This window comes from Mycoplana rhizolycopersici, from assembly GCF_013378445.1.
GTDB lineage: Bacteria > Pseudomonadota > Alphaproteobacteria > Rhizobiales > Rhizobiaceae > Mycoplana > Mycoplana rhizolycopersici.
The window spans coordinates 366,859-385,469 of the sequence record NZ_JABXYK010000001.1 but is presented as its reverse complement, the minus strand read 5'-3'; the positions used below and the strand labels follow the sequence as shown (position 1 = coordinate 385,469).

Annotated in this window: 11 protein-coding genes; 3 read left to right on the top strand and 8 right to left on the bottom strand. The window is 65.8% G+C overall.

Annotated elements, in window-relative coordinates:
* Positions 1 to 11 precede the first annotated feature (11 nt).
* The gene (locus HV823_RS01740) at positions 12 to 9,248 is read left to right on the top strand and encodes a non-ribosomal peptide synthetase/type I polyketide synthase (protein WP_176948019.1); all 9,237 of its coding nucleotides are present in this window, start codon (positions 12 to 14) and stop codon (positions 9,246 to 9,248) included.
* 143 nt (positions 9,249 to 9,391) lie between these two features.
* Here HV823_RS01740 and HV823_RS01735 read toward each other — a convergent pair whose 3' ends face one another.
* From HV823_RS01735 to HV823_RS01720, 4 genes are all read right to left on the bottom strand, one after another.
* Positions 9,392 to 10,222 carry an alpha/beta hydrolase gene (locus tag HV823_RS01735; RefSeq protein ID WP_176948018.1) on the bottom strand — a complete coding sequence of 277 codons (831 nt, stop codon included), beginning with the start codon at positions 10,220 to 10,222 and terminating at the stop codon, positions 9,392 to 9,394.
* 148 nt (positions 10,223 to 10,370) lie between these two features.
* On the bottom strand, positions 10,371 to 11,717 hold the full coding sequence (locus HV823_RS27185) for an ATP-binding protein (RefSeq protein ID WP_176948017.1): 1,347 nt from the start codon (positions 11,715 to 11,717) through the stop codon (positions 10,371 to 10,373).
* Positions 11,714 to 12,376, bottom strand: a complete 663-nt coding sequence (locus HV823_RS01725) for a response regulator transcription factor (protein WP_176948016.1) — start codon at positions 12,374 to 12,376, stop codon at positions 11,714 to 11,716. Before HV823_RS01725 ends, HV823_RS27185 begins: the two co-directional genes overlap by 4 nt.
* Positions 12,373 to 12,729 (bottom strand): PepSY domain-containing protein, encoded by a 357-nt coding sequence (locus tag HV823_RS01720; RefSeq protein WP_176948015.1) that lies wholly within the window; start codon positions 12,727 to 12,729, stop codon positions 12,373 to 12,375. The genes HV823_RS01725 and HV823_RS01720 overlap by 4 nt, the downstream gene beginning before the upstream one ends.
* 146 nt (positions 12,730 to 12,875) lie before the next feature.
* On the opposite strand from HV823_RS01720, the gene HV823_RS01715 reads away from it, so the two are divergent.
* Together HV823_RS01715 and HV823_RS01710 are read left to right on the top strand one after the other, a co-directional pair.
* Positions 12,876 to 13,967: a calcium-binding protein gene (locus HV823_RS01715; protein ID WP_176948014.1), complete on the top strand. Its 1,092-nt coding sequence runs from the start codon at positions 12,876 to 12,878 to the stop codon at positions 13,965 to 13,967.
* A 222-nt stretch (positions 13,968 to 14,189) separates the two neighbouring features.
* Complete coding sequence (locus HV823_RS01710; RefSeq protein ID WP_176948013.1) at positions 14,190 to 14,351, top strand: tautomerase family protein; 162 nt, start codon at positions 14,190 to 14,192, stop codon at positions 14,349 to 14,351.
* A gap of 81 nt (positions 14,352 to 14,432) precedes the next feature.
* On the opposite strand, the gene HV823_RS01705 is transcribed toward HV823_RS01710, so the two are convergent.
* Genes HV823_RS01705 through lpdA form a run of 4 tightly spaced genes read right to left on the bottom strand, consistent with a single transcriptional unit; the run spans position 14,433 to position 18,607 of the window.
* Positions 14,433 to 15,203 carry an enoyl-CoA hydratase gene (locus HV823_RS01705; protein WP_176948012.1) on the bottom strand — a complete coding sequence of 257 codons (771 nt, stop codon included), beginning with the start codon at positions 15,201 to 15,203 and terminating at the stop codon, positions 14,433 to 14,435.
* 27 nt (positions 15,204 to 15,230) lie between these two features.
* Positions 15,231 to 16,127: a 3-hydroxyisobutyrate dehydrogenase gene (gene mmsB / locus HV823_RS01700; RefSeq protein ID WP_176948011.1), complete on the bottom strand. Its 897-nt coding sequence runs from the start codon at positions 16,125 to 16,127 to the stop codon at positions 15,231 to 15,233.
* Positions 16,128 to 16,152: 25 nt separating this feature from the next.
* Entirely contained in the window at positions 16,153 to 17,229 is a 1,077-nt protein-coding gene (locus tag HV823_RS01695) for an enoyl-CoA hydratase/isomerase family protein (RefSeq protein ID WP_176948010.1), read from the bottom strand.
* Entirely contained in the window at positions 17,213 to 18,607 is a 1,395-nt protein-coding gene (gene lpdA / locus HV823_RS01690; RefSeq protein WP_176948009.1) for a dihydrolipoyl dehydrogenase, read from the bottom strand. Before lpdA ends, HV823_RS01695 begins: the two co-directional genes overlap by 17 nt.
* Positions 18,608 to 18,611: the final 4 nt, after the last annotated feature.

Here is an 18,611-nt window from a genome sequence, read left to right as displayed (position 1 = left end):
ACGAACCGAGCATGGACAAAAACCAACCGGACAATCGCATCGCAATCGTCGGCCGTGCCGGGCGCTTTCCCTCCGCGCGGAATGTCAGCGATTTCTGGACGCTGCTGTCGGAGGGCCGTTCGGCCGAACAGCGCCTCGGCGAGGCGGACCTGATTGCAGCCGGCGTGAGCCGCAAGAGGCTTGCCGATCCTGCGTATGTGCGGGTCGCCCATGTGCTGCCGGACATGGAGTGCTTCGACGCCAGCTTCTTCGGTTTTTCGCCGCGCGAAGCGTCGATCCTCGATCCCCAGCACCGCCATTTCCTCGAATGTGGCTGGGAGGCGCTGGAGGATGCCGGCTATGTACCCGAGCGGTTCGATGGCCGCATCGGGGTCTTCGCGGGTTCGGGCATGCAGGCCTATCTTCCCTTCAACCTCTTGAGCAATCCCGATCTCGTCGAGGAAATCGGTCTCTTCCTCTTGCGCCACACCGGCAACGACAAGGATTTCCTGCCGACGCGCCTGTCCTACCTTCTCAACCTGACCGGGCCATCGGTCGCCGTCCAGACGGCCTGCTCCACGTCGCTCGTCGCCGTTCACACGGCGATCGGTTCGCTGCTGAACATGGAGTGCGACATGGCGATTGCTGGCGGGGTGACGATCGAGCTCCCGCACCGCACCGGCTATCGCTACGCGGAAGGCGAGATCCTGTCGCCGGACGGCCTGTGCCGCGCCTTCGACGACGACAGCAAGGGAACCGTCTTCGGATCCGGCGCTGCTCTCGTCGTCTTGCGTCGCTTTGAGGACGCGGTTGCAGACGGTGACGACATCAAGGCCGTGATCCTGGCAAGCGCGGTCAACAATGACGGTGCCGGCAAGGCGAGCTATCTGGCGCCTTCGGTGGACGGCCAGGCGGAGGCGGCCGCAGAGGCACTGGCGCTTTCGGGTATCGAGGCGCGCGATCTTTCCTATATCGAGACGCACGGCACCGGCACGCCGATCGGCGACCCGATCGAGCTTGCGGCGCTGAAGCAGGTCTATGGCGCGGCACCGGCCGGCAGCATCGGGATCGGATCGGTCAAAACCAATATCGGCCATCTCGACACCGCAGCGGGTGCTGCAAGCCTCATCAAGGTGGTCGAGGCCCTGCGGCACCGCCGACTGCCGGCAAGCCTGCATTTCAGAAAGCCCAACAGCCGGTTCGATTTCAAGGCCAGCCCCTTCCAGGTGGTGGCCGAGGGACGCGAATGGGCGGCGACTTCTTCCGGACCGCGTCGGGCTGCGGTCAACTCGCTCGGCGTGGGCGGCACGAACGCGCATGTCATCGTCGAAGAGGCGCCCGAGCGGCAGCAGCCTGCGCCGCGGTCCGAATGGCGGCTCTTTCCCTTTTCGGCCCGCAGCACGGCTGCACTCGAGCGCCAGCGCGAACAATGGAAGGCCTTTGCCGGCGGCGAGTTGCCGGCAATCGAGGACGTTGCGTTCACCCTGCGCGAGGGACGCCGGCACTTTCCGGAACGCTTCGCGATCGCTGCCCGCTCGGGCGACGATCTGAAGGGCGCGCTCACGGCGAAGGCGACGCCGCTGCGCCGGCATGGCAAGGCGGGCAGCGCGCCGCCGCGGATCATCTTCCTGTTTCCTGGCGGCGGGGCGCAATATCCAGGCGCTGGCGCTGGCATGATGGCAGCCTCGCCGGTGTTCGCCTCTGCCGTCGACCAGTGCTTCGCTCTTTTGCCGGATTCGGTGCCGTCCGATCTACGGCAGGTGATGTTCGGCGCGCGGCTCTCCGACGACAAGGCGAGAGGCAAGCTCGGCCGTTCGAGCTATGCCATTCCGGCGCTGTTCATCCTCGAATACGCCTATTCCAAGCTCTGGGAGAGCTGGGGCGTGCGGCCGGATGCGATCGTGGCGCACAGTGTCGGCGAGTATGCCGGGGCGGTCGCCGCCGGCGTCATGGAGCTGGCCGACGCATTGCGGATTGTCACCCTGCGCGGCCAGGTGATGGAGCAGGCTCCGGCAGGGGCCATGACGGCTGTGCCGTTGGGAGAGGTGCGGGTGCGCGAACTGATCGGCGAGGGGCTCGACATCGCCGCCGTCAATTCTGCGCAGTCGACCGTCGTTTCCGGTCCTGTCGCAGGGATCGAGGCGCTGGAGGCACGCCTTGCCGGCAGCGAGCACGAGGCGCGTCGCATTCATATCGACGTTGCGGCCCATTCCCGCCAGTTGGACGATCAGCTCGAACGATTCCGCGAAGGGCTGCAGGGGATTTCGTTCCGTGAGCCGACCGTGCCGATGGTGTCATCGCTGCGCGGCAGCTGGGGCGACGGGCAGGATTTCGTTTCCATCGACTACTGGGTTCGCCACCTGCGCCACACGGTGCGCTTTGCCGATGCTGTGGCTGCGGTGCTGGAAGCGCCCGACAGTGTGGTGATCGAGGTCGGTCCCGGGCAGACTGTCGGACCGCTGGTGGCCGCGGCTACCACCCGGAATGCGCCGCGCGCCATCCTGCCTTCGGCGCCGCGTCCCCGCGACGCGGAGGACGAAATGGGCGTGGCGGTCGCCGCCCTCGGCGGCCTGTGGGCGAATGGGTTCGAACTGGATGCCCGCAGGTTGCCCGGGCGTGAGGGACGGCGTGTGTCGCTGCCGACCTATCCCTTCGAGAAGGAACGCCACTGGATATCGCCCGGCCGCGGAAAGTCAGGAGAGGCAACCGAGGATCCTGCGCCCGTGCTTGCCCGCATCGCCGATCCATCCGAATGGGTCGAGGTGCTGGGTTGGGCGGAACGGCCGCGCTCCGGCGTTGCGACGCAGCCCGGCGGTGACTGGCTGGTGCTTGCTGGCGACGATGCTGTTTCCGAAGCGGTGCTGGCTCGGCTGTCGGAAGCAGGCGCGCGGGTAAGCGTGCTTCGCGTGGGCGATGCCTTTGCCGCGGCAGCCGGCGGATATGTGCTGCGCCCCGATGCACAAGAGGATTTCGAGGCGCTGGCGGTCGCAATGCCGTCCGTGCCTGCAAAGGTCCTCGTTCTCTGGGAGCTCGATCCGGCAGTGGCACACAAGGCCTTTGCAGCCTCCTACCTGCTGGCCCGTTTCCTGCAGCAGTCCGACCCCGAGCCGGGAACGCGGCTGGTGATTGCCGCGGCGGGAACGGTAGCATTTCCCGACGAACAGCCGGAGCGTCCGACCGATGGCGCCCTGCTTGGCATCGTTCGTGTCGCCCCGCGCGAAGTCCCCGGCATGTCAGCGGCTCTGGTGGATCTGGCGCCATCCGCCGATCCGGCGACGGTTGCAGCGCTCATTGCCGAGGCCGCCGCCGATGGCGAAGCGGACCATGTGGCGCTTCGGGGAAAACGTCGCTTCGTCCAAACGAGATCGCGTGTTCGGGCTCCGGCTCCAGCGCGCCTGCCCGAAAGGCTTCGTGCGGGCGGCGCTTATCTCATCACCGGCGGAACCGGCGGCATCGGACGCCAGCTCGCGCTGTGGCTCGCCAAGACGGCGGGCGCGCGACTTGCCTTGCTGTCTCGCTCGGCTGCAGAGGATGCGGCACTTCGGGCGGAGATCGAGGCAGCCGGTGGCGCCGTCCTGTTTCTGGCGGCCGATGTCGCCGACGAGGCGGCCGTGGCGCGGACGATCGAGACGACGCGGTCGCGCTTCGGCGCGCTGCATGGCGTCGTCCATGCCGCCGGTGTCCTGAACGATGCCCCGCTTGCCAGCCAGCCGCTTGCCGAGGCACTTGCAGTGATGCGGCCCAAGCTGGAGGGCGCAATGGTGCTGAGCCGGCTTCTTCCAGTGGGCAGTCTCGATCTCTTCGCCGTGATTTCCTCCTCCTCCGTCGTGATCGGCGGTGCGGGGCAGGCGGCTTACGCGGCAGCCAATGCGGCGCTTGAATCGCTTGCCGCGGCGCGGTCAGACGGGTTCTCGATCGCCTGGGGGGCATGGCGTGATACGGGCATGGCGGCACGGGCCTATGGTGCGGGCGACCACGCGGAGGGCGACGCTCTGCTCGGCCAGCGCATCGATACGCCGGACGGCAGCGTCCGGTTTGAAACGGTCATCGATCCGCAGACCGACTGGCGGGTCTCCGAACATGTGGTCGCCGGACGGCCGGTGTTGTGCGGTACGGCCTATATGGAGCTCGCCCAGGCAGCGGCACGGGTGGTCATGAGAGAGCGTAGCTTCGAGCTGGCGGCACTTTCCTTTGCACTGCCGATGACGTTTGAAGACATGCCGCGGCGCGTCGCGATCCGGCTTCAGCCGCGCGCCGATGGCTACGACATGACGATCGAGAGTAGCGTCGGTTCGGAACGTGAACCGACCGAGCACGTCCGGCTGCAGGTGCTGGCGATGCAGCAGGTCGACGACCGCCTGCCAAGGGCGCTCGGGGTCGCCCTGCTGAAAGGGACGAAGCTCGATGGAGGCAAGGCCCCGCAGCAAGGCACCATCGCATTCGGACCGCGGTGGAACTGCATCGAGGCACTACGCGCCGGCGACGGCGTTGCCGAGGGCGAATTCCGCCTTTCGGAGGCCTTCGTGCGTGATCTGGAAGCCCACAACCTTCATCCAGCGCTGATGGATATGGCGGCCACGGTCGGTCTTCTGACCGTCGATCGACTGGACGGCAAGCTGTGGGTTCCGATGTCGATCGGCCGGATGCGCGTGTTCGGGCCGGTGCCCGCTGCGGTGACGGGCCGTGCTGTCCGGGTGGGCGGCGAGGCAGGCCGGTTCAGTTCCTTCGACGTCGCGGTTCTTGACGATGCCGGTCGACCGGTCGTCATCCTCGAGAATTTCGCAATGCGGGCGGTAGAGCTGGATGGTTTCGGTGCCGCGGCCAAACCGAGCCTGACGACGCAGCTACTTGCCACCGGCATCCGTGTAGCCGAAGCGCCGGAGCTCTTTCCCCGCGTCTTCGCACATCCCGGCCGGCAGCTGGTCGTCTCCCCCGTTTCGCTCGATCATGTTCGCCTTGCCATTGCGGAAGTTGCAGCGCCACCGAGTGCGCGTCCGGCGCGGCAGGGTGGCGGCGGCAGGATAAGCGACCCCATCACGGCGCAGCTTTCGGCCATCTGGGGCGAAATCCTGGGGGTGAGCGACGTCGGGCCGGAAGACGACTTCTTCGCGCTCGGTGGACATTCTCTCAACGCGGTGCGGATGTTCGCCCGCGTACGCAAGGATCTCGGGGCCTCGCTTCCGCTGGCGTCGCTGTTTCAGGCTTCGACGCTCAGCGGACTTGCCGCACTCGTGCGCGAGCAGGTTCCGGGGGGCGAGGCAATGTTGCCGCCACCGGCGGCTGTGGTTCCACCGGCACAGGCACTGGCGCCCGCTCAGGCGACGGCGACGGAAGTACGCCGGCTTGGAATGACGGAAGGTCAGCGCGAGATCGCAGCCGCGATCAGCATCAATCCTTCCGCATCGCTCTCCTATAACCTGTCCTTCAGTCTCCATCTCGACACGGCAATCGATGCGGGCGCTCTGCAGACGGCGCTTGAGGATCTGGTGGCGCGCCACGACAGCCTGCGTGCCTCCTTCGACGTGGACAATGTCACGTTGACGATCCACCCGCGCCGTGAGGTGTCCTTCGAAGAGGAGGATATGTCCAGCCTGTGCGAACTGGAGCAGCGCGCCCGACGCAATGCTCTGCACGCCGATTTTGGCGCCAGACCGTTCGATCTCGTGAACGGGCCGGTGTTGCGCACCTTGCTGTTGCGGCTAGCGCCGGCGAAGGCCGAAATCATCCTGCTCGTGCATCACATCGCCTGCGACGGCTGGTCGATGGGCGTGCTGCTTTCCGATCTCGCGCAACTCTACAGCGCGCGGCTGCGCGGTCGGCAGGCCGCATTGCCGCCGGCAACGAGCATCGCTGATCTGGTCGCAGCCGAAACTGAGTGGGCATCAAGCGCGGATGCTGCGCGTCACCGGGCCTACTGGCTTGAGAAATATGCGGGGCCATTGCCTGCGATCGATATTCCGACCGACTGGCCCTATCCGGTCGCACGCGGAACGCAAGCCGATCGGGTGGAGACCAGGATCGACGCAGGGCTGGAGGCAGCGTTGCGGGCGCGGGCGCAGGAAGCCGGGACGTCGCTGCGCAATCTGGTCTTCTCGGCGTTCCGTTACTATCTGTCGCGCCTGACGCGATCGAGCGACGTGGTGATCGGCCTACCCGCTTCCGGCCAGCTTTCGCATCGCCTCGAAGCGGCGGTCGGCCATGCGGTCAGCCTGCTGCCTGTTCGCGGCACGATCAAGCCTGACGTCAGGCTCGGCGAACTGCTGTCGCAGACACGGCAGGAACTGCTGGAAGCGCTCGATCACCAGAACTACACCTACGGTTCGCTGATGCGCGACCTGCAGATGCCGCGCGACCCCTCGCGCCTGGCGCTCGTGCCTGTCGTGGTCAATATCGACGGGCTTGCCGATATCGGCGAGCTGCTGTTCGGCGATGCCCCGGCACGCGTCGACGTCAATTCGACCGGGCATGAGTATTTCGAACTGTTCTTCAACCTGTTCGAATCGCCGGGCCGCGTGGAACTGTCGTGGAACTATGCCACCGAACTGTTCGAGAAGGAGACGATCACCCACCATGCTACGAACTTCCGGCAGTTCCTCGATGCGATTGCTTCGGCTCCGGATGGCCTGAAGTCTGTCGTCTCCACCCTCCTGCGGGGCGATGCCAGCCGTCCGGCGAGCGGCAGCCACATCGACCCGGCAGCGGCTGGACCGCAAACCATTCCGGAAATCTTCCGTGCAGTCGTCGCGCGTGCGCCCAACCAGGTCGCGGTGCGCTACCTCGACCAGGCAATGGACTATGCCACGCTCGATGCCCGCACCGACGCGCTGGCCGCGCTGCTCGCCTCTGAAGGCGTGCGCCACGGTGATCTCGTGGGCATATCGTCGAGCCGGTCGCTGCTCCTGCCCGTGGCGGTTATGGGGGCGCTGAAAGCAGGGGCCGGTTACGTGCCATTCGACGTGACGCTGCCGCCCGACCGGCTGCAGTTCATGGCGCGCGATACCGGCATCAAGGTTCTGCTCGGCGATTGCGACGCCGTGGCTGTGACCGGCGTGCGGACGATCCGGATGGAGGACTTTCCGACCGAAGTGCGGGATGCGCCGGAGCCCGGCGTGACCGGCGAAACGATCGCCTATGTGATGTTTACGTCGGGCACCACCGGCGTGCCGAAGGGGGTGGTATTGCCGCATCGGTCGGTTATCCGGCTGCTGCGCGATACGGACTGGCTACGGCTCGGTCCGGAGACGGTGACGCTGCATTCGTCTGCGTTCGCCTTCGATACATCGATCATCGACCTGTTCGCCGCCCTCCTGCACGGCGGAACGATCGTGGTGCCACCGGACGGCACCCTGTCCATCTCCGATCTCTCCGACGCGATCGAGAGCAACGGCGTCAATACGCTGTGGCTGACCTCGGGTCTGTTCCATGCCGTGGCGGATATGCGGCCGGGTGCTTTTGCCAGGGTCGATCAGGTCGTGGTCGGCGGCGACGTGGTCTCTCCCGTCCATGTCGCGCAGGTGATGGCCGCCTGCCCCGGGCTGACCGTGATCAACGGTTACGGGCCGACGGAAAGCAACGTGACGAATGCCCACGCAGTGAGCGCAGGCGATCTCGAGCGCGGATTGCCGCTGCCGATCGGCAAGGCCATTCCCGGCACGCAGATCTACATTCTCGATGATGCGTTGCAGCCGGTGCCGACCGGCATGATCGGCGAGCTGTGCATCGCGGGCAGAGGGCTGGCGCTGGGCTACTGGAACCGGCCGGAACTGACGGCGCAGCGATTCGTCAAGGCACCGTGGGATCCGCAACTCGCCCTCTACAGATCCGGCGATCTGGCGATGGATCCGGGCGACGGAATCATCCGCTTCTTCGGTCGGGCCGACACGCAGGTCAAGGTGCGGGGCTTCCGCGTGGAACTGACGGAAATCGAAGGGGCGCTGGAAAGCCATCCGGCCATCCGGCAGGCCGTGGCGGTCGCCAGGGTGCCGGAGGGGCAGTCCGACAAGATTCTCGTCGCCTATTTCCTGGCGGAGGGTGAGGCGCCCTCTTCACGGGAATTGTCAGAGCACGTCGCGGCGATGCTTCCCGAATTCGCCCGCCCGGCATTCTATGTTCCGGTTGATGAAATTCCGCTCAATCACAACGGTAAGGTCGACCGCTGCCGGCTGCCGGCGGTAAGGCTGGATGCGGTTGCGGACCCGGCGGCGGAGAAGCCGCAGGGGGAGATGGAAATTCGGCTCGCCCAGATATGGTGCGAAGTGCTCGGCGTGGAGCGGGTCGGAGCGTGCGCCAACTTCTTTGCGCTTGGCGGGCATTCGCTGCTGGCCGTCCGGCTGTTCGACCGCGTTCGCCGGGAGTTCGGTCACGACCTGCCGATTTCGACGCTCTTCCGCAACCAGACCGTTCGTCAGCTTGCGGCCTTGCTGGAACGGGATGTCGTGGCGCTGGAAGGGCCGGAAGCGCCCTGGGACACCAGCACCGTCATCGATCCCGGGCCGGAGAGCGGAGGCGCTCCCTTCTTCGTCGTCGGCGGTGTCGGCGGCAACGTCAACAACCTGTTCGAACTCGGGACGCTTCTCGGCCGGAAGCGACCAGCGATCGGTTTCCAGACCCGGGGCGTGCAGGGGCATACGCCGCACGCCAGCATCGAGGAAATGGCGGCGGAAAACATCCGCTACATGCGCAGGCACCAGCCGAAAGGCCCCTATATTCTTGCCGGCTATTCGGGTGGCGCCTACACTGCCCTGGAAATGACGCGACAACTGGAGGCGGAGGGCGCCACCGTCGAACGCCTCTTCGTGCTCGATACTTATGCGCCGGGTTTTGCCAAGGACTTCACGCCGCTGGTGCGGCTGACCCCGCGGCAGCGTCTGGAAAACGAGATATCGCTGATGCAGGGCGAGGGGCTCGGCTACTTCTGGAAACGGGTCGCAGCCAAGGCGCGCCATGTGTTCCAGCGCGGACCGGTGCTGGAACTGATGAAGCATTTCAACCTGCCGCTCTATAGACAAAGGCAGGTCGAGCGGCTCTGGATGGCGGCAGCGCGCCGCTATGAAGGCGGGCCGATCAAGGCGCCGGTGACGCTTTTCCGCGCGCGGCCGCTGCATCTGGTGCAGAAGCTGACGCTGGAACAGGACCCGACGCTTGGCTGGAAAGCCTTTGTGGCGGAGGACCGGCTCGACACGCCCTGGGTCAAGGGCGACCACTTGAGCATGCTGCGCAAGGAAAATGCGCGGACGCTGGCGGCGTTGATCGAGGATCGGCTGTCTTAGCGACTGGTGCATGCGGTGTCGGGCGCTTTCAGCGGGGCGCCCAGCCCGGCGCCGGGGCGCATGTTTCCTGTCGGAAGTCACGCAGGAAGGCGCCGCCTTCGGCCCGGAAAAGCCCCCGTCGTACGCGTGGGTGCGCCGGCGGATTAATCGGCCGGCTGCAGGTGTTGCTGCAGAAACGCTTCGATTGCGGAGAAGAGGCCGTGCTTGTGCAGGTCCGCATGGCCGCCGCCTTCGAGCTGGACGTATTCCTTCGGTTCCGGCGCTTCCATGAACAGTTGGCGGGCACGCTCGACGGGCAGGGCCTGGTCCAGTGTACCATGGATGAACAGCTTCGGCGCCTTGATATGCTGCACGTGGTCGACGATGTCGTAGCGCTCGGCCCACATGAGGCGGCACAAGGGGAGGCCGAAATAGTGGTCCTCCAGGTACAGGCAATTGCGGTAGGGGGCTGCCTCGAAGATGGCCGCGCCGAACGGGCGCTCAGCTGCGAGGCGGCTGCCGACGCCGGTGCCGAGGCTGAAGCCGTAGACGACGCGTTCCTGCGGCGGCACGGTGCGGCCGATGAGCGTGTCCATCTGGTCGTAGAGCGCGCGCGCGTCGCGGGCGAAGTTTTTCTCGCTCGGCGTTCCGGCGGTGGCGCCGGAGCCGCGATACTCCATCATCACGATGCCATATCCGGCATCGATCAGCGGAAGGATACGCCCCATCGAGCCGCCAATGCTCGACTGGTTGCCGTAAAGTGCAAGGATGACCGGGCGGCTGGGGACGGGATCGGCGATCCAGGCGTGGATCGGTGCTCCGTCCTCGGACATGTAGCTGGCGATCCGCACCGTTTCGGGCAGGCCGAATGCGGCGGGAACGCCCGGATGGGGATCGAAGCGATAGATGCCATAGGTCTGCAGCGCCCAGACGCCGCCGAATACGGCAACGGCCAGGACCGCCAGCGTGCCGATGGTCACCTGCAATACGCTCATCCGATACCCCGTCTTCCTCTTGCGTTACGCGAGTGCCTGGCACGTGAATGCGGGTTCAGATCGAAGGTAGCGGTGACATCCCAGGCCGGCAACTCGACCATACGGCTGATGCGATCTGTGCCGCGTGGCGTACTTCCGATTGCCCGGCTCAGCCGTCGGCGGCCGGCAAACGGATGGAGGCGCGCAGGCCGGGGGCGCCGTTTGCGAGCTGGATGTCGCCGCCGACGGACTGGACAATGCTTTCGCTGATCGCAAGGCCGAGCCCTGCGCCGCCGCTGCTGGTGTCGAGCCGGGTGCCGCGACGCAGCACGTGTCCGAGCTTTTCCTCCGGAATTCCGGGCCCGTCGTCGGCGATCTCGATCAGGATGGAATCGCCGTCCCGGACGCCGGCTATCGAAACTGCCTGGCGGCCGTAACGCACGGCGTTTTCCGTGAGATTGCCGAGCAGTTCGGAAAGGTCGTCGGCGTCGATGCGGGCGAAGAGCCCGTTCGGAACGTCCACTGTCCACTCTATCGCTTCGGCGGCCGGTGTGCGGCAGATGACGGAGACGACATTGCTGACCGCGCGCTTGACGTCGGAGCGTACCGCATGCGGCCGGCCCGCGATGCGGGCGCGCGCCATCTCATGGTCGACCAGCCGGCGCATTACCTCGATCAGCGCCTCGATCTCGGCGGCGGCTTCGATCTGCCCGCGTTGCTTTAGCCGCAGCACGTCGCCGGAAAGTGCCTGCAGCGGTGTCTTGAACGCGTGTGCAAGTTCCGATGCCCGTTCCCGCGCCTTCCTCAGCTGGTCGTCGCGCGAGACCAGCAGGGCGTCCACCTCCATCGTCAGAGGTCGAACCTCGTCGGGAAAGGCAGTGCCGAGGCGTTGCGCCTCGCCGCTGCGGATTGTCGCGATGCGCGCGCGCAAGTCGGACAGGGGCTTCAGGCCGATCAGGATCTGGGCGAGGCTCGCGGCCATCAGGACTACGGCCAGAAGTGCCAGAAACGGCGCAAGGTTGCGGCGGAACGCTGCGGTCGCCTTCGTGATGTCGGAGCGGTCTATGCCAACGGCTGCGACGATCGGGCGGTCTCCAAGGCTGTCGCGCGGAATGATCTCGCGGGCAAGCACGAGGAGATCGGCATTGGCCGGCCCCTTCAAGGAAAACTCGTGCGGTGCCGAGGGCGACAGGTGTGGAAGATCCAACGCCTCGTCCCACAACGAGCGCGACCTGCGTTCGAAGCCGTCGCCCTCGATCTGCCAGTAGAGGCCGGAGAGCGGTGTCTGAAAACGCGGGTCGATCGGCGGACGGATCATTTCGACTATGCCGTTCCGGTCCGGCCCGAGGCCCGCGATGGTCTGGTCGAGATGAAGGCGCAGTTCGTCCACCACGCGGCGTTCGACATGCTTTTCGAAGAGAAAGGACAGGCCGAAAAAGGCGATGACGAGCGCGACGCCAATCGAGGCGGCGCCTGCAAGAGCCAGACGAAGCCGCAAGGAATGGCGCGAGATCACACGCTGTCACCCATGACGTAGCCGAACCCGCGCCGCGTCGAAATCACGTCGCTGCCGATCTTCTTGCGCAGCCTTGCAATCATCGCCTCCAGTGCGTTTCCGTCTCTCGAGAAGTCGTCGCCGTAGACGTGATCCTGCAATTCCGAGGCCGGCACGACCCGGCCGCGATGATGGGCGAGATAACTGACGAGACGATACTCGAATGGGGTCAGGTTCAACGGCATGCCATCGACGACGACGCGCATCGTGCGGGTATCGACGACCAGGCTGGCGACCTCGATGGTGGCAGCACCGTGGCCGACCGAACGCCGGATAAGCGCCCGGATACGGGCCAGCAGTTCCTCGAACTGGAACGGTTTCGGCAGGTAGTCGTCGGCACCGGCATCGATGCCCTCGACGCGCTCGGCCCAGCTTCCGCGCGCCGTCAGCACAAGGACGGGCATGTGCCGGCCGCTCATGCGCCATTGCTTGAGGATGCTGATGCCGTCCATGCCCGGAAGGCCGAGGTCGAGCACGACGAGGCCATAGTCCTCGGTATCGCCACGGAACCAGGCGTCCTGGCCACTATGCGTTAGGTCGACGGCGTAGCCCGCCGCCGTCAGAACGGTTCTGACGTCCTCGGCAATACGCTTGTCGTCTTCCGCAACGAGCAGTCTCAATCGCCATCCTCACTGTCCAGGATTTCCGCGGTCTTCGCATCGACCTCGATCTCGACGACGCGGCCCGACGGATCGATGATCTCGATCTCGTAGACATATTTCCCGTCGTTCCGTTCGAACTCGATTTCGATGATATCGCCCTGGAACTGTTTGCGCACGACCTCGATGATTTTTTCCAGCGGCAGGACCTCGCCTTTCCGCAGGGCCTCGCGTGCCTCGTAATGCTCGCGGGCGTCGTCGACATCGTCGACGTCCGGCGGCGATGCCTCGCTGAGTGCTATCGCAGGATAAAGCACCGCGCAGGCGGCCAGGAGCCGCAGCCCGAGGCGTTTCACATGTGATTTCTGGGTCATGCCTCCTGCATAGCGGGGAGAAGCTGACAATTTGCTGACAGGCGCTGTCAGCTTGCCAAAAGGCAGAATCGGCCAAGGTCCGCCCATTCAACGGCGCCGGGCCGGTCCCACCGGTGGCGCCTCGGCAAAACGAAAGGATGCTGCATATGGCCAGACTGAAGGGCACGACGAGAGCCGATGTTCTCAAGGGAACGGCGCGGGTCGACGACATCTACGGCGGCAACGGCAACGACAAGCTGTATGGCTATGCCGGCAATGACGATCTCGAAGGCGGTGCCGGCAACGACCGGCTGGACGGGGGCGCGGGCAACGACGAGCTCGAAGGCGGCAGCGGCAACGACACGCTGATCGGCGGCGGCGGCAATGACGAGATGGAAGGCGGAGCGGGCAGGGACCTGTTCGTCTATTCCTCCGGTCGTGACGAGATCGATGACTTCAGCACGCGGGACGACACCATCAGCCTGGATGCCTCGCTCGGCATCACATCCTTCAGCCAGTTGATGAGCAAGGCCCGCCAGGTGGACGAGGGTGAGGACGTACTGTTCAATTTCGGCAGCGGCAACACGCTGCTTCTGGAAGATGTGAAGCTCTCCAGCCTCAAGGCCTCCCATTTCGGTTTCTCGTCCGGTGCGTCCGTGGACGCTTCCGCGTCCAGCGGTCAGTTCAAGGGCACGAGCAAAGCCGACACTTTCACCGGCGGTGCCGGCAACGACAAGATCTGGGGATACTCCGGCAATGACGTCCTCAAGGGCGGGAACGGCCATGATGACATCTACGGCGGCGACGGTGGCGACAAGCTTTATGGCGGCAACGGCAACGACGAGATCGAGGGCGGCTCCGGCAACGATCTGCTTTACGGCGGAAATGGCAATGACGAACTTGAGGGCGGCAAGGGCAACGACAAGCTCTATGGCGGCAATGGCAATGACGACCTCGAAGGCGGCGCCGGCAACGACTGGCTGGACGGTGGCAACGGCCGCAACGAGCTGAAAGGCGGCAGCGGCGCAGACACCTTCGTCTTCAAGACCGGAATCACGGAGATCGAGGATTATCGTGCGGGCACCGACACCGTCATCATCGCCAAGTCACTCGGCGTCTCGAATTTCGACGACCTCGTGGAACTGGCAACGGCGGTCGACGGCGGTGATGACCTGCGCTTCGATTTCGGCGGCGCAAGGCTCACCCTCGAGGATACGAAGCTGAGCGAGCTGAAGGCCGGCGACTTCCTGTTCACCTGACCGTTCGACGCGCAAGAGGTGTATGTTCCATCCCATGCCATCCCGCCAAAAGCGGGGTGGCATTTTCGTTTTGGCGCCCGGTTTCGACCGCGGGGCAAGGTTAAAGCAAGATTGACGCCCTATCTCCGGGCAATGGACCTGTCGCCGTAAAGTTGCGACAAGCACCGAATCTGCGCCGATTCCTTTAGCGATCGGGCGGCCGGAAGACGAAAGGACGACATGATGTCGGAAGACGTGCGCCATGACGGCGAAATGTGCAACGAGACCCTGGCACTGCTGATCGAGGGCGGCAGCGGCGACGTTCTGACCGACCTGCTCGTCAGCGCATTGCAGGACGCCTTTCGCGTTCTCGTCGACGAAATGCCCATGGACGCCTATCATTGAGTGGCAACCGGCGGGTCGGCGCTGGCGACCGCGCTGCGCGTGGAAAATGCCTTCGCCCGCCGCCAGCGGTTGCCGGAAGTGCTATTCGCCCGTGAACTGCGGGGCGCGTTTTTCGACGAAGGCCGCCATGCCTTCCTTCTGGTCGGCGGTGGCGAAAAGAGAATGGAACAGGCGGCGCTCGAACAGGATGCCTTCGCGCAGGCCCACTTCCAGCGCCCTGTCTACAGCCTCGCGCGCCGCCGTGGTCGCCAATTTTCCATAGCCGGCTATGGTTTCTGCTGCCTTCAGCGCTTCTTCCATCAGCTTGTCGGCCGGAATGACACGGGCGACGAGGCCGCAGCGTTCCGCCTCCGCCGCATCCATCATCCGTCCGGTCAGGATCATGTCCATCGCCTTGGCCTTGCCGACCAGCTTGGTCAGCCGCTGCGATCCCCCCATGCCCGGAATGACGCCAAGCTTGATCTCCGGCTGGCCGAACATGGCGGTGTCGGCGGCAAAGATCATGTCGCACATCATCGCCAGTTCGCAACCGCCGCCGAGCGCATAGCCGGAGACGGCGGCAATCTTCGGCGTGCGAAAGGCTGCGAATCGATCCCAGGCAGCAAAGAAGTCGTCGTTGTACATTTCCGAAAACGACTTTTCGGCCATCTCCTTGATGTCCGCACCCGCGGCGAATGCCTTGTCGGAGCCGCGCAGCACAAAGCAACCGACGCCGGGATCGCGGTCGAGCGGGGCGAGTTCGTCGACCATCGCCTGCATGATCTCTGAGTTGAGCGCGTTGCGCGCCGCCGGCCGGTTCAGCGTGACGACGACGACGCGGCCTTGGCGTTCGACGATGATCGGTTTTTCCATCGGTTTTCTCCTGCCTTCCGGTTGCCTCTACGCGGCGCCTGTGCCTGACTTGTCCCGCAACATATTGATGATGGCAGAGAAATCCTTTTCCCCGAAGCCCTCGTCGGCAAATCTCTGGTAGAGTTGCGCCGCCATTGCGCCAAGCGGTGTGGCAGCGCCTGCGGTCTCCGCTGCCGTCTGCGACAATTTCACGTCCTTCAGCATCAGGGCGGCGGCGAAACCGGGCTCGTAGCCGCGGTTGGCGGGCGAGGCCGGCACCGGGCCGGGCACCGGGCAGTAGGTCGTCAACGACCAGCACTGGCCGGAGGAGACCGAGGCGACGTCGTAGAGCGCCTGATGCGAGAGACCGAGCTTCTCGCCCAGCACGAAGGCCTCTCCGACGGCGATCATGCTGATGCCGAGGATCATGTTGTTGCAGATCTTCGCCGCCTGACCGGCCGAGGCGGCGCCGCAATGGATGATCTTCTTGCCCATGGCCTCGAAGATCGGACGGGCGAGGGCAAAGACGTCGGCCGCGCCGCCGACCATAAAGGTGAGCGTGCCGGCCGCAGCTCCGCCGGTTCCCCCGGAGACGGGGGCGTCGAGTGCGGGGCAGCCCTTTCCTTCGGCAAGCTCGTGGGCCTTGCGGGCGCTGTCGATGTCGATCGTCGAACAATCGATGAGGAGCGTGCCGGCGGATAGGACGTCCACGAGCTCCTGCCACACCGAGATGACATGCGTTCCGGCTGGAAGCATGGTGATGACCGTATCTGCACCCGAAACCGCTTCGGCAAGGGAGGTGTATGTGGTTACGCCGTTGTGCCGGGCAAGCTCCAGCGACGGAGCCGCCAGATCGAAGCCGCGGACGTCGTGCCCCGCCTTCACAAGGTTCGCGGCCATCGGGCCGCCCATGTGGCCGAGGCCGATGAATGCGATCGAGGTCATCTGCGTTCTCCTTGTCTCCGTGGCGTCACGGAAAGAGAGGTTTGGACGACGGCCGGAAGAAGGCTGCGACGTCCTCGTCCGTCACCTCTGCCAGCCGGGCGGGTCGCCACTGCGGATTGCGATCCTTGTCGATCACGGCGGCGCGTACGCCCTCGTAGAAGTCGTGGCTGCGGAGCACGGCTTCGGTAGCGGCGAATTCGTTTTCGAGGCAGGTCTCCAGCGAGGGGGCCGCGCGCCCGAGGCGCAGCAGCCGCAGCGTGACCTTCAGGCTCAGCGGCGACTTCGTCTGCAGCACGGCGAGCGTCTCTGTCGCGAAGGGGGAGCCGTCCTGCCGCAGGGCCTGAAGGATCTCCTCGACGGTGTCGAAAGCAAAGAGGCGGTCGATGTCGGGCCGGCGCGCAGCCACGGTGGCCGGCGCGGGCGCGTCGTGGGCGGCGATGGCTTGGGAGACGTCGCGACCCGTCGCGCCGGCAGGCAAGGCCGCCAGCGCCTCGATCAGGGCGGCAAGTTCACCGGAAGCCACAAAGGCGTCCGCCAGGCCGAAGGCGATGGCGTCGCCGGCCGAAAGCTGCGCGCCGGTCAGGGCCGCATAAGTGCCGAGCTCGCCTTCCTGCCGGGTCAGGAACCAGGAGGCGCCGACATCGGGGAAGAAACCGATTCCGGTTTCGGGCATGGCGAGCCGGGTGCGCTCGGTGACGATCCGGTGGCTGCCGTAGACCGAGACCCCGACCCCGCCGCCCATGACGATGCCATCCATGACGGCGACGTAGGGCTTGCCAAGGCGGGCGATGCGGGCGTTCAGGCGGTATTCCTCGCGCCAGAAGGTGGCCGGCGCGTCGGTGCCGGCCCTGCCGCCCTCGTAGATCATGCGGATGTCGCCACCGGCGCAGAGGCCGCGCTCACCCTCGCCAGTGATCAGTATGGCTGCGACGCGCGGATCTGCCTCGAACGCATCGAGAGCGTGTTCGATGTCGCGCACCATGGCCAGGGTCAGGCTGTTCAGCGCTTTTGGCCGGTCGAGCCGGATCCGGCCGAGCGAGCCCGTCCGTTCGACGATTGTCTGGCTTTCGGCGGCGGCCGGCGCTTCAGATGTGGAGGGCATGGCCAAGCGCTTTCAATGCAGCCTCCTGCAGGCCTTCGCTTCGGGTCGGGTGGGCGTGGATGGTGCCGGCAATGTCTTCGAGGCGCGCGCCCATCTCCAGGGCGAGAGAGAACGCGCTGGAAAGCTCCGAGACGCCGGCGCCGACGGCCTGCAGACCGAGTACCAGGTTGGTGTCGGCGCGCGCCACCACCCGGACGAAGCCGTCCTCGTCCTCGGTGGTCATCGCCCGGCCGTTGGCGTTGAAGGGGAACTGGCCGATCCTGACCTCGTAGCCCTGGGCGCGGGCTTCGTCCGGAGAGAGGCCGGCCGTGACGATCTCCGGATCGGTGAAGCAGACGGCGGGGATGGCGCGCTTGTCCCACGAACGCTTGCGGCCGGCGACGATCTCGGCGACCATCTCGCCCTGTGCCATCGCCCGGTGGGCGAGCATCGGCTCGCCGGTGACATCACCGATCGCGTAGACGCCGCGCATCGAGGTGCGGCAGCGCTCGTCGATGCGGATGAAGCGGCCGGCGCGGTCGAGATCGAGTTCCTCCAGCCCCCAGCCTTCGGTGCGCGGCCTGCGGCCGACGGTGACGAGGATTCTGTCGGCGGGCAGCGACTGGCTACCGCCGGCTGGCGTCTCGACCAGGAGTGCGTCCTTCCCCTCGGACAGGCCTTTTGCCTTCGTATCCGTAAGCACGCGCACGCCGAGATCGGCGAGCCTCTTCGCCACCGGCTTCACCAGTTCGGCATCGTACTGCGGAAGGATCTGCGACGTGGCCTCCACGACCGTCACCTCGGCACACATCTTGGCGAAGGCGGTGCCGAGCTCGAGACCGATGTAGCCACCGCCGACGACCACGAGCCGGTACGGTACGCTGGCAAGGGACAGCGCTTCGGTGGACGAGATCACCGGGCCGCCGAAGGGCAGGAAGGGCAGCTCGACCGGTTCGGATCCGGTGGCGATGACGACGGTCTCGGCGCGGATGACCTGCGTGCCGGTCTCCGTTTCCACCTCGACCGTCTTGCCGTCGCGGAAGCGGGCGGGGCCATGGACGATCTTGACCTTGGCCTTGCGCAGCAGCCCGAGCACGCCGCTGTTCAGCCGGCCGACGATGCCGTCCTTCCAGCGCACGGTCTGGGCGAGGTCCAGCTTTGCCGGCCCGACCGATATGCCGAGCGCGTTGGCGGACGCCATGTGACGAACCTTGTCGAATTCCTCGGCGGCGTGGATCAGCGCCTTGGAGGGAATGCAGCCGATGTTGAGGCAGGTGCCGCCGGCCTTGACGGCCTCGACGATAACGGTGTCCACACCGAGCTGGCCGGCGCGGATGGCGCAGATGTAACCGCCGGGACCGGCGCCGATGACGAGAAGCTTGCAGACGATCTCTTTCATGCCA